Raw genomic sequence first — 10,287 nt, 5'->3', positions numbered from 1 at the left:
CCCCCTGCCTGGCGGGTGCCGAACGTCTTCGGAGGACCGGCGCCGTCGCGCACGGTCGTCCCAGCTGCCGACGAAACCCGCTTCGTGCCGGGCGAGATCCTGTTCGAGCTCGCTCCCAACGTGCAGGCGGAGGCCGTGCTGCGCCGCTATGGGGCCACGCTCATCACCAGCCGGCGCGTCGAACTCGCGGGCACGACGATTATCCGCGCGCGCCTGGCCGAGGGGCGCGACCTGCGCGACGTGCTGACACAGATGGCGAGCGACAACGCCATCGCGGGCGCGCAGCCCAACTTCACCTTCGAGCTGCAGCAGGATCTGGCCCAGCCCGTCAGCACCACGGCCTCGGGCGGGCGTTCCGACATCCCGACGCTGCGGCTGTCGGACCCTTCCGCGGTGCGGCCGACGCCCGCGCCACGGCGCGAACTGCCACCGCAATATGTGGCCGACAAGCTCCGGCTCGGGGAGGTCCACAAGCTTGCCCGCGGCGCGGCGATCCGGATCGCCGTCATCGATTCGGGCGTCGATGTCGGCCATCCCGAGTTGCGCGGCGGCATCGCCGGGCTCTTCGACGCGCTGGGCGAGGACTATCTGCCGCATGCCCATGGCACGGCCATGGCGGCGGCGATCGTGGCACAGGGGCAGTTGCAGGGCGTGGCGCCGGGCGCGCGGCTGCTGGTCGGCCGGGCCTTTTCGGGCCGTGCTGGCTCCGGTTCCGCCAATGGCACGAGCCTGCAGATCATGTCCGCGATCGAGTGGGCGGTGAACCAGGGCGCGCGCGTGATCAATCTCAGCTTCGCCGGCCCTGAGGATCGTCTCCTCGCGCGCGGGCTCGCCGGCGTCGCGGCGAAGGGCGTGGTCGCCGTCGCGGCGGCGGGCAATGCCGGACCCAACGCCGCGCCGCTCTATCCCGGTGCCGACCCCAACGTCATCGCCGTCACGGCCACCGACGCTGACGACCGGGTCTTCCGCCAGGCCAATCGTGGCGCCTACATCGCCGTGGCGGCGCCGGGGGTGGACGTGATCGCGGCGGAGCCGAACGGTCGCTACGCCTTCTCGTCGGGAACCTCGATCGCGGCCGCCCATGTCTCGGGCCTCGTCGCGCTGATGCTGGAGAAGCGGCCGGACCTCGATCCCCCCGGGGTCCGCCGCCTGCTGACCGAGAGCGCGGTCGATCTCGGCTCGAAGGGGCGCGACCCCGTCTACGGCGCCGGTCGCGTCGATGCGGCAGCGGCACTGTCGCGCGTCGCGCCGCTCACAGCGTCACGCCCCTGAGACGGCGGCGAGGCGCGGTGCCGGCTCGTATTGCTGTTCGAGCCGGTTGGCATGGCGATGCAGCAGGCGCCAGCCGCCCTCCTCGAAGCGGAAGACATGGGTCACACGGTTGGTCCAGCGCGTCGGCACCCCCGTTCCCGGCAGCAGCACCTCGAAGACCTCGATGTCGGTGACGAGCGCGAGTTCCGCCCCGACCACGGTGGTGACGTTCTCGTGGCTGACCGTGCCGCCGCGGAATTGCTCGGCCGCCCAGTCCCAGCGCCGCGAGATCGCCTCCCAGCCCCTCTCGTAGCCACCCCAGCCATACATGCTGGTGGCGTCGTCGGCATGGGAATAAAGCGCCTTGATCGGCCCGACATCGCCATTGGCGACATGGCTCAGGGCCGATCTGAGGTCGACCAGCGCGGCGGCGAAGGCTTTCGCAGCCGGTGTTTGCAGGCTCTCGTCCATCGTCGTCTCCCGTGGCCGCGCAGCCTAACATGGCGGAGCGCCCCCGGCTCAAGCACCAGGACCGTCCCCGCGATGCAAGGCGCCGCTTGACCTTCGGTTCCGCATCGGACTGATGTCCGGCCATGGCCCGACCCAGACTTCTCTTCGTCGCGACCGAAGACTGGTTCTTCGCGTCGCATTTCCTGCCGATGGCGCGGGCGGCGCGCGAACTGGACTTCGACGTCGCCGTGATCGCGCGCGAACGCAGCCACCGGCGCGTCATCGAGGCGGCGGGCATCCGGCTCATCGCGCTCGAGGCCGAACGCCGCAGCCTCGATCCGCGGGCGCTGTATCGGCAGGTCAAGGCGCTGCGGGCGCTGATCGAGCGGGAGCGGCCCGACATCCTGCACTGCATCGCCTTGAAGCCGATCGCGCTCGCCGGTCTCGCCGGGCGCCTGGCGGGGGTGCAGCGGCGGGTTTATGCGTTGACGGGGCTCGGCTTCCTCGGGGCCAAGGAGGGGCTCGCGGCGGCCGCGGCGCGGATGGCCGCCATCGCCTGGCTGCGCGGTGCTATCGACGGCCCGCAGGTGCGCTTCCTGTTCGAGAACCCGGACGATCCCGTTACCCTGGGTCTGGATCCGGCTGACGTGGCCAAGGTCGCGATCGTCGGCGGTGCCGGGGTCGATCCGCTGATCCTGATGCCGGAGCCGATGCCGCCGGCGCCGCCGCTGAAGGTCGCGCTGGTGGCGCGGCTGCTCTGGTCGAAGGGGGTCGATCTCGCGGTCGAGGCGATCAGGCTGGCGCGCGCGCAGGGCGCGCGGGTGGAACTGACGCTGCATGGCGCGCCAGACCCCTCGAACCCCAAGGCCATTCCCGAAGAGACGCTGAAGCAATGGGCGGCGCGGCCGGGGATCGCCTGGGCCGGCCCGACCCGTGACATCGAGGCCGTCTGGCGGCAGCACCATCTCTGCATCCTGCCGTCGCGCGGCGGCGAAGGGTTGCCGCGCACCATCCTCGAGGCGGCGGCCTGTGGCAGGCCGATCCTGACCACGGACGTTCCCGGCTGCCGCAGCTTCGTGCGCGACGGGCAGGACGGCATGGTGGTGCCCGCCAACGATGCTGCCGCCCTGGCGCAGGCGTTGATCGTGCTGGCGCGGGCGCCGGCCCTGGCCGAGCGCATGGGAACAAGCGCGCGGGCGCGGCTGATCGACGGCCACACCGAGCGCGACGTCATGAACGCCGTCAAGGCGCTGTATCGCAGCCTGCTCGCCCGCCCGACGATGGACATCGTGGCGTGAGCGGGCCGGCGATCGACCGGCGTGGCTTCATCCTCCAGCACACCCGTCTCTTGCCCGTGCCGCATGCGCCCGAGATCGCGCTGCATGTCGCCGACGAGGCGACCGAACTCTGGCAGAAGACCGAGGACGAACTCGCCACGATCGGGCTGCCGCCGCCGTTCTGGGCATTCGCCTGGGCGGGCGGACAAGCTCTGGCGCGCTACCTTCTCGACGAACCAGCCAAGCTGCGCGGCCGGCGGGTCCTGGATTTCGCCAGCGGCTCGGGCCTCGTTGCCATCGCGGCCGCCCGCGGCGGGGCGGCAAGCGTAGAGGCCTGCGACATAGACGCCTTCGCGGCGGAGGCGATCGCGATCAATGCGGCGGCAAACGACGTCGCGGTCGCCGTCCGTCTCGAGGATCTGGTGCGGCGGGACGAGGGCTGGGACGTCGTCTGTGCCGGCGACGTCTGCTATGAGCGGGCGATGGCCGAGAGCGTCGTCGCCTGGCTGGCGCGGCTGTCGGCGCGCGGAGCTGAGGTCCTGATCGGCGATCCCGGCCGCAGCTATCTGCCGAAAGAGCGGCTTCAGGCGCTGGCGAGCTACGCCGTTCCGGTGTCGCGCTCGCTCGAGGATGCCGACATCAAGCACTCGACCGTCTGGCGGCTGAAGGGATAGGCCGGCGCCGAGGCGCCGGCCTATCCCGCTCAGGCGGCGCGGCGGCGCGGCTGGTGCAGCGCCACGACCTGTCCGTCCTGCGAGGTCCGGAAGCTCGCGATCAGCCGGTTGAGCTGCTCGATCTGATCGAGCAGCGTCTTGGACGAGGCGGCGCTCTCTTCGGCGAGGGCCGCGTTCTGCTGGGTGATCTCGTCCATATGGCTGACCGTCTGGCTCATCTCCTCGATGCCGTTGGCCTGCTCGCCCGAGGCGCTGGCGATTTCCTGCACCGTCGCGGAGACGGCGGCCGCGGCCTCGACGATCTGCTCGAGCGTGCCGCCGGCGAGCCGCACCAGCTTGACGCCCTCCGTGACCTCGGCGTCCGAGGAGGCGATCAGGCCCGTGATGTCCTTGGCCGCGTCCGACGAGCGCTGGGCCAGGGCACGGACCTCCGCGGCGACGACGGCGAAGCCGCGGCCCGCATCGCCGGCGCGGGCGGCCTCGACCGCGGCGTTGAGGGCGAGCAGGTTGGTCTGGAAGGCGATGCCGTCGATGACGCTGGTGATCTCCGAAATCTTCTTGGAGGCGTCCTCGATGCGCGACATGGCGTCGGTGGCGTTCTTGACGATGTCACCGCCGGTACGAGCGATCTTGGTGGCCTCGTCGGCCAGCGCGACCGAGCGCCGGGAGGCCTGAGACGAGGTCTTCACCGAGGCGGCGAGCTCCTCGGTCGTGGCCGCGCTTTCCTCCAGCGCCGAGGCCTGCTGTTCCGTCCGCATCGACAGGTCGGAAGCGCCGGAATTGATCTCGTGCGAGGAGGCGGCGATGGCGGCCGAATTCGTCTTGACCGTGCTCATCACCTGCTCGAGCCGTGCGACGGCCTCGTTGAAGTTGTCGCGGATGGCGCCGTATTCCTCGGGGATATCCTGGCCGATGCGGAAGGTGAGATCGCCATTCGCCAGCGCGGCCATGGCCTCGGTGACGGAGGCGACGGCCTTCTCGCGCTCAACGGCCAGGGACCGCTCGACGACCTTGGCCTGTTCCTCGACCTTGAGACGGGCCGTCTCTGACGCCTCCAGATAGACGGAGATGGCGTAGTCCATGTCGAGCAGGGCGGCCTTGACCAGCGCACTGATTTCCGCGGCCCGGTCGGTGGCGCCGGCCACCTTGCCGCCGAAGCGGGTCTTCGGCCAGCGCGCCATCAGGACGTCGGTGATGATCTTCTCGAGGATCAGGGCATAGCCGCCGATGTACCAGCGCGGCTCCAGGCCGATCCGGGCGTGGATCTCGCCGACCTTGGTGACGGCGGCGACATAGTTCTGGTCGAACTCGCCCTTGGCGATCCGGTCCCAATGCGAGGTCTGGCGCTGCTTGGCGCCATCGATGTGCTGCTCGCTCGAGAAGAAGCGCTTGGTCTCGGCGCTGTTGCGTAGCTGGGTGTAGAAGGCGTCAAGCGCGCCAGGCAAGGCTGCGACGATGTCGTCATGCATGCCCTTGATCCGGTCGCGGGCACGGCCGTCCAGCTGCATGAAGGAGAGCCGGCTATTGAGGTGTTCGGAAGACGTCATGGGAGGCTCCTGCCTGCAGCACCAAGTGCCGGTGCCGCTCCCGATAGAGCGCCCGCTTGGTTAACGAAGCTTCAAAATTGATGAGATTCTAAGCAATAAAATGCTGCCTCAGGTTGCATTTCGCTACGTCATTCGTCTAAGGGCGGCCGCCTGACGTAGCGATGTCCGAGTAGAGGTCCAGGAACGCGTCGACGGGCAGCGCGCGAAAATCGGCCAGTGCCGCGCGCAGGCGCGGATGATCCCAGTCCCACCAGGCGAGCGCCATCAGGCGTTCCGCCGTCGCCTCGGGGAAGCGGCGGCGGATCGGCCGAGCTGGGTTGCCGGCGACGATGGTGTAGGGACCGACATCCTTGGTGACGACCGCGCCGCCGGCGACGACGGCGCCCGTGCCGATGCTGCGGCCGGGCAGGACGATGGCGCCATGGCCGATCCAGACATCGTGGCCGACGGTCACCGGCGTCGAGCGGCGCCAGTCGAAGAAGGCGGCATCGTCCTCCGCATCCTCGAAATAGGCGCTGGCGCGATAGGTGAAATGCGACTGGCTGGCGCGCTGCATCGGGTGGTTGCCGGGGTTGATCCGGGTCATCGCCGCGATCGAGCAGAACTTGCCGATGGTCGTGTAGATGATGTTGGAATCGTTGACGACATAGGAGTAGTCGCCCATCGTCGACTCGACGAAGGAGGTCCGCGCGCCGATCTCGGTGTAGCGCCCCAGCGTCGCCTCCCGGACGACCGCCGTCTCATGGATCACCGGGTCGAGCCCGAGCTTCCTGGCGGCCATGGGGGTTCTCCGTGCTGTTGGTAGGCGCCGGCCTGATCGTCAGCAGCCGAGCGGGAAGGCGTCGATGATGCGGAAGCGGCCGGCCCGGTCGTCCTGCCGACACAAGGCGAGGCGGTCGATGGCGACGGGACCCGCGGGGACGGCGCTTGCATAGGCCTCGGCCAGGGCGGCCGCAACGGCGGGCGCCTCGTCCGGCGGGAGCGCCCCGGTCAGCGTCATGTGGAAGCGGAAGGCCTCGCCGACATAAGGATAGCCATAGGCTTCGAGATGGGCGCGCTCGGCCGGGGTCAGCGGGCTGGCGAGGCGCCGCTCCCGATCGGTCTGCCCCAGCGGCGCGCGAAACGGCTCGAAGGCCTGGACGATGGCGAAGGCCAGCGCCTGCAGTGCCGGGCTCGGTTCGGCCGGCGTCAGTGCGACGAAGCGGCCGAGCAATGTGACTTTGAGGCCGGCCAGAGGCACGGCCGCGCAGCCGAGGGCGATCTGCCGGGCAAAGGCCCGCAATTCACCCTCGCTGCGGCCGCTGGCCAGCTCGAACGGCGCCTTCAGCGTTGCGTGGAAGCCGTAGCGGCGGGGCTCGGCGGTACGGTCCGGCCACAGCTGCGCGTTGCAGCCGGGCGGGACGGCGAAAGCTATCTCCTCGCCCGTGAAGGCGTCGTAGCCCAGCGTCGCGCTGCCGAAGCGCCAGAGCGCGCTGTCGACTGCGGGCGCAAAATAGAGGGCGTAGCGCGCGCCGCTCAAAACGCGCGCTCGCCCTTCGACCAGACGGCCGCGATCACGGGCGTCGGTCCCAGCGCCTTGAAGCGGACGAGATCCGCCCGGAGCCCGGTCTTGAGATGGCCGCGGTCGTCCAGGCCGAGGATGTCGGCGACCTTCCAGGTGACCATGCCCATGGCGTCGGGCAGGCCCAGGCCATGGCCGTTGTGCAGCTTCAGCACGGCCTGCAGCAGGCTGGCGGGAACATAATCCGAGGAGAGGCCGTCGAGCAGGCCCTTCTCAGCGAGTTCGGAGACCGAGACGCCGCCGGAATGCGAGCCGCCGCGAACGACATTCGGCGCGCCGGCGATGGTCGCGAGCCCCCTTTGCTTGGCGGCGGCGGCGGCCTCGACCGTGGTCGGGAATTCCGAGATCACCGCGCCCGAAGCGAGGCCCTCCTCGACATGCTCGACGGTGGTGTCGTCATGGGTGGCGATCGGGATGCCGCGGGCGCTGAACAGCTCGACCACCGCCTGCCAGTTTCTACCGACAGTGGCGGCGCCCTCCTGCTGGCGGGTGGCGACGTCCTCCTCGAACTCGGCCTCGGACTTGCCGTTGCCGATCGCGTAGGTCCGCAAATGCTCGATGTTGCGCCACTGGCGCTGGCCCGGCGTGTGGTCCATCAGCGAAACGAGCTGCACGAGCGCATCGTCCTGATAGGGCTCGATGTCCCTGAGCAGGTCGGGGCTGGTCAGTTCGCAGCGCATGTGGATGCGGTGGTCGATACGGAAGACGCCTTCCGCCTGGCCCTGGGCGAGCGAGGCCATCACATCGGCGAAGATGTCCTTGCGGTAGTCCTTGGCGGAGAAGGGCGTGCCGGCGCAGATCGCATCATAGACCGTGGTCACGCCGGCCGCCGCCATCTGGGCGTCATGGACCAGCGCGGCGGCGAGCCCGTTCGGCCAGAAGACCTTGGGCCGCGGCATGAAGTGCTTTTCCATGTTGTCGGTGTGCATCTCGACCAGGCCCGGCGCGACATAGTCGCCGCCGGCGTCGACGGCGCCCGGCAGCGCGGAGAGCCCCTGGTCGACGGCCGTGATGACGCCGTTCTCGAAGGCGATCGTGCCCGTGACGATCTCGTCCTCGAGGATCAGGCGTGCATTGGTCACAACGGTCTGCATCGTCAGGCCTTCCGGAAAGCGGTGATGTCGAGATAGCGCGTCGCGACCTTCTCGCGCACGGCCTCGTCGTGGAAAATCCCGACGATGGCGGAGCCTTTAGCACGCGCTTCGGCGATGAGTTCGACCACGACGTCGCGGTTGGCGGCGTCGAGCGAGGCGGTCGGCTCGTCGATCAGCATGATGGCGGAGGGGTCGACGAAGGAGCGGGCGATGTTGACGCGCTGCTGTTCGCCGCCGGAGAAGGTCGCCGGCGCAAGGTTCCAGAGCCGCTCCGGCAGGTTGAGCCGCGCCAGCATCGCCTTGGCGCGCTCGCTCGCCTGATCCGGCGAGACGCCCCGCGCCAGCAGCGGGTCGCGCACGATGTCGAGCGCGCTGACGCGCGGGATCACCCGCAGGAACTGCGAGACGAAGCCGAGCGTGCGCCGGCGGATGTCCAGCACCGTCCGCGGTACGGCGGTGACGATGTCGACCGGCCGGCCCGCATGCTTGATGTGGATATGGCCCGAACTCGGCAAGTAGTTGCCGTAGAGGATGCGCAGCAGGCTCGACTTGCCGGCGCCGGACGCACCCGCGAGGACGAGCGCCTCGCCGGCCTCGACGCTGAAATTGACGTCGTCGAAGACGGGCAGCCGGACGCCGCCCTGATTGTGCAGGGTGAAGGCCTTGGTGACGTTCTCGACGCGGATCATCGTGGTCATGGGATTCAGAGTCCTGGGGTCAGTGCCTTGTGCGGATCGGGTGACGCGGGTGTGACGGGCTCCTCCTGTCATTCCGGGGCGGGCCGTCAGGCCCGAACCCGGAACCCACGACCGGGCGAGCGATCATGACCACCTTCAGCATATGTCTCACCCGGTCGTGGGTTCCGGGTTCTTCGCTGCGCGAAGCCCCGGAATGACAAGACGGCATCTCATACGCTCAGCACCGCCGAGGTGAGGAGCTGGGTGTAGGCATGGTGCGGGTCGTCGAGCACCTGGTCGGTCAGCCCCTGTTCGACGACATGGCCGTCCTTCATCACCATCAGCCGGTCCGTCAGCAGCCGCGCCACGGCGAGGTCGTGGGTGACGATGATCGCAGCCAGGCCGAGATCGCGCACCAGCACGCGGAGCAGGTCGAGCAGGCGGGCCTGGACCGAGACGTCGAGGCCGCCGGTCGGCTCGTCCATGAAGACCAGGCGCGGCTCGGAGACCAGCACGCGGGCGATCTGCAAGCGCTGCTGCATGCCACCGGAGAATTGGCGCGGCCGGTCGTCGATGCGCGCGCCGGCGATCTCGACGCGCGAGAGCCAGTCGAGCGCGCGCTCGCGGATCTGGCCGTAATGCCGGTCGCCGCGGTCCATCAGGCGCTCGCCGACATTGCCGCCGGCCGAGACATCCATGCGCAGGCCATCGCGCGGGTTCTGGTGGACGATGCCCCAGGCGGTGCGCATCAGGCGGCGGCGCTCCTGCTCGGACACGGAGTAGATGTCGAGCGGCTCCTGTCCGCCGCGGAAGAGCACCTCGCCCTCGTCGGGCCTGTCGATGCCGGCGAGGCAGCGCAGCAGGGTCGACTTGCCAGAGCCGGATTCGCCGACGATGCCGAGCACCTCGCCCGGCCAGAGATCGAAGGAGACGTCCTTGCAGCCGATACGCTCGCCATAGAAGCGCGAGACGCCGGCGACGGAGAGGAGAGGCGCGGGTTCGAGGGCGGTGTCGGGAGGAGAGACGTGGAGGGTCATGACGTGCTCTCCTCGCTGGCGACCAGCCCGCTCGCCGCGGCATCGCCGAGCATCGCGCCGCGATGGCCGGCGGCGCGGCGCGTCTCGCAATGGGGGCTGTCCGAGCAGACGACCATGCGCGAGCCCTGGTCGTCGATCACGACCTCGTCGAGATAGCTGTCGGTGGCGGCACAGAGCGCGCAGGGCTCGTTCCAGCTCTGGATGCGGAAGGGATGGTCCTCGAAATCGAGGCTGCGCACGCTGGTATGGGGCGGGAGCGCATAGATGCGCTTTTCGCGGCCGGCGCCGAAGAGCTGGAGCGCCGGCGACATGTGCATCTTCGGATTGTCGAATTTCGGGATGGGCGAGGGCGCCATGATGTAGCGGCCGTTGATCATGACCGGGTAGTCATAGGTCGTCGTCACCTCGCCGAAGCGGGCAATGTTCTCGTAGAGCTTCACCTGCATGAGGCCGTACTCGGCCCAGGCGTGCATCTTGCGCGTCTCCGCCTCGCGCGGCTCGAGCTTGCGCAGCGGCTCGGGCTGGGGAACCTGGTAGACGATGATCTGCCCGGCCTGGAGCGGCGCTTCGGGAATGCGGTGGCGGGTCTGGATGATCGTGGCCTGCTCGGTCGCCTCCGTCGTGCGCGCGTCGGCCGTCTTCTCGAAGAAGCGGCGGATCGAGACGGCGTTGGTGGTGTCGTCGGCGCCCTGGTCGATGACCTTCAGCGTGTCGGCGGG

Annotated in this window: 11 protein-coding genes; 3 read left to right on the top strand and 8 right to left on the bottom strand. The window is 69.5% G+C overall.

Translation table 11 applies throughout. The features are described 5' to 3' along the window. Positions 1 to 1,272, top strand: a 1,272-nt coding sequence (locus tag Q8M82_RS14705) for a S8 family serine peptidase (RefSeq protein WP_305692085.1), incomplete at its 5' end; no start/stop codon positions are given. On the opposite strand, the gene Q8M82_RS14700 is transcribed toward Q8M82_RS14705, so the two are convergent. Continuing rightward, a complete protein-coding gene (locus tag Q8M82_RS14700; RefSeq protein WP_305692084.1) occupies positions 1,261 to 1,722 on the bottom strand; it encodes a YybH family protein in 462 nt (153 codons plus the stop codon). The genes Q8M82_RS14705 and Q8M82_RS14700 overlap by 12 nt on opposite strands. Before the next feature lie 122 nt (positions 1,723 to 1,844). On the opposite strand from Q8M82_RS14700, the gene Q8M82_RS14695 reads away from it, so the two are divergent. Continuing rightward, on the top strand, positions 1,845 to 2,999 hold the full coding sequence (locus Q8M82_RS14695; protein WP_305692083.1) for a glycosyltransferase family 4 protein: 1,155 nt from the start codon (positions 1,845 to 1,847) through the stop codon (positions 2,997 to 2,999). Next, a complete protein-coding gene (locus Q8M82_RS14690; protein ID WP_305692082.1) occupies positions 2,996 to 3,652 on the top strand; it encodes a class I SAM-dependent methyltransferase in 657 nt (218 codons plus the stop codon). Before Q8M82_RS14695 ends, Q8M82_RS14690 begins: the two co-directional genes overlap by 4 nt. Before the next feature lie 29 nt (positions 3,653 to 3,681). On the opposite strand, the gene Q8M82_RS14685 is transcribed toward Q8M82_RS14690, so the two are convergent. The 7 genes from Q8M82_RS14685 to Q8M82_RS14655 form a co-directional block, all read right to left on the bottom strand. Beyond that, the gene (locus Q8M82_RS14685; RefSeq protein ID WP_305692081.1) at positions 3,682 to 5,199 is read right to left on the bottom strand and encodes a globin-coupled sensor protein; all 1,518 of its coding nucleotides are present in this window, start codon (positions 5,197 to 5,199) and stop codon (positions 3,682 to 3,684) included. A 136-nt stretch (positions 5,200 to 5,335) separates the two neighbouring features. Beyond that, a complete protein-coding gene (locus Q8M82_RS14680) occupies positions 5,336 to 5,980 on the bottom strand; it encodes an LbetaH domain-containing protein (RefSeq protein WP_305692080.1) in 645 nt (214 codons plus the stop codon). A 39-nt stretch (positions 5,981 to 6,019) separates the two neighbouring features. Then, on the bottom strand, positions 6,020 to 6,718 hold the full coding sequence (locus tag Q8M82_RS14675) for a DUF1045 domain-containing protein (protein WP_305692079.1): 699 nt from the start codon (positions 6,716 to 6,718) through the stop codon (positions 6,020 to 6,022). Beyond that, positions 6,715 to 7,854 carry an alpha-D-ribose 1-methylphosphonate 5-triphosphate diphosphatase gene (locus Q8M82_RS14670; RefSeq protein ID WP_305692078.1) on the bottom strand — a complete coding sequence of 380 codons (1,140 nt, stop codon included), beginning with the start codon at positions 7,852 to 7,854 and terminating at the stop codon, positions 6,715 to 6,717. Before Q8M82_RS14670 ends, Q8M82_RS14675 begins: the two co-directional genes overlap by 4 nt. Positions 7,855 to 7,856: 2 nt before the next feature. Then, complete coding sequence (gene phnL, locus Q8M82_RS14665) at positions 7,857 to 8,552, bottom strand: phosphonate C-P lyase system protein PhnL (RefSeq protein ID WP_305692077.1); 696 nt, start codon at positions 8,550 to 8,552, stop codon at positions 7,857 to 7,859. 209 nt (positions 8,553 to 8,761) lie between these two features. After that, positions 8,762 to 9,568 carry a phosphonate C-P lyase system protein PhnK gene (gene phnK / locus Q8M82_RS14660; protein ID WP_305692076.1) on the bottom strand — a complete coding sequence of 269 codons (807 nt, stop codon included), beginning with the start codon at positions 9,566 to 9,568 and terminating at the stop codon, positions 8,762 to 8,764. Beyond that, positions 9,565 to 10,287 (bottom strand): alpha-D-ribose 1-methylphosphonate 5-phosphate C-P-lyase PhnJ (locus tag Q8M82_RS14655; RefSeq protein WP_305692075.1); only part of this gene is annotated, 723 nt, incomplete at its 5' end. The genes phnK and Q8M82_RS14655, both read right to left, overlap by 4 nt.

The organism is Allobosea sp., from assembly GCF_030694325.1.
GTDB lineage: Bacteria > Pseudomonadota > Alphaproteobacteria > Rhizobiales > Beijerinckiaceae > Allobosea.
Note: the sequence above shows the minus strand (reverse complement) of the source record. Positions and strands in the feature narration are given on the sequence as shown.

Coding starts and splice junctions, on each gene's coding strand:
- Q8M82_RS14700 (WP_305692084.1), bottom strand. CDS start 1,722: ATGGACGAGAGCCTGCAAACACCGGCTGCGAAAGCCTTCGCCGCCGCG.
- Q8M82_RS14695 (WP_305692083.1), top strand. CDS start 1,845: ATGGCCCGACCCAGACTTCTCTTCGTCGCGACCGAAGACTGGTTCTTC.
- Q8M82_RS14685 (WP_305692081.1), bottom strand. CDS start 5,199: ATGACGTCTTCCGAACACCTCAATAGCCGGCTCTCCTTCATGCAGCTG.
- Q8M82_RS14680 (WP_305692080.1), bottom strand. CDS start 5,980: ATGGCCGCCAGGAAGCTCGGGCTCGACCCGGTGATCCATGAGACGGCG.
- Q8M82_RS14670 (WP_305692078.1), bottom strand. CDS start 7,854: ATGCAGACCGTTGTGACCAATGCACGCCTGATCCTCGAGGACGAGATC.
- phnL (WP_305692077.1), bottom strand. CDS start 8,552: ATGACCACGATGATCCGCGTCGAGAACGTCACCAAGGCCTTCACCCTG.
- phnK (WP_305692076.1), bottom strand. CDS start 9,568: ATGACCCTCCACGTCTCTCCTCCCGACACCGCCCTCGAACCCGCGCCT.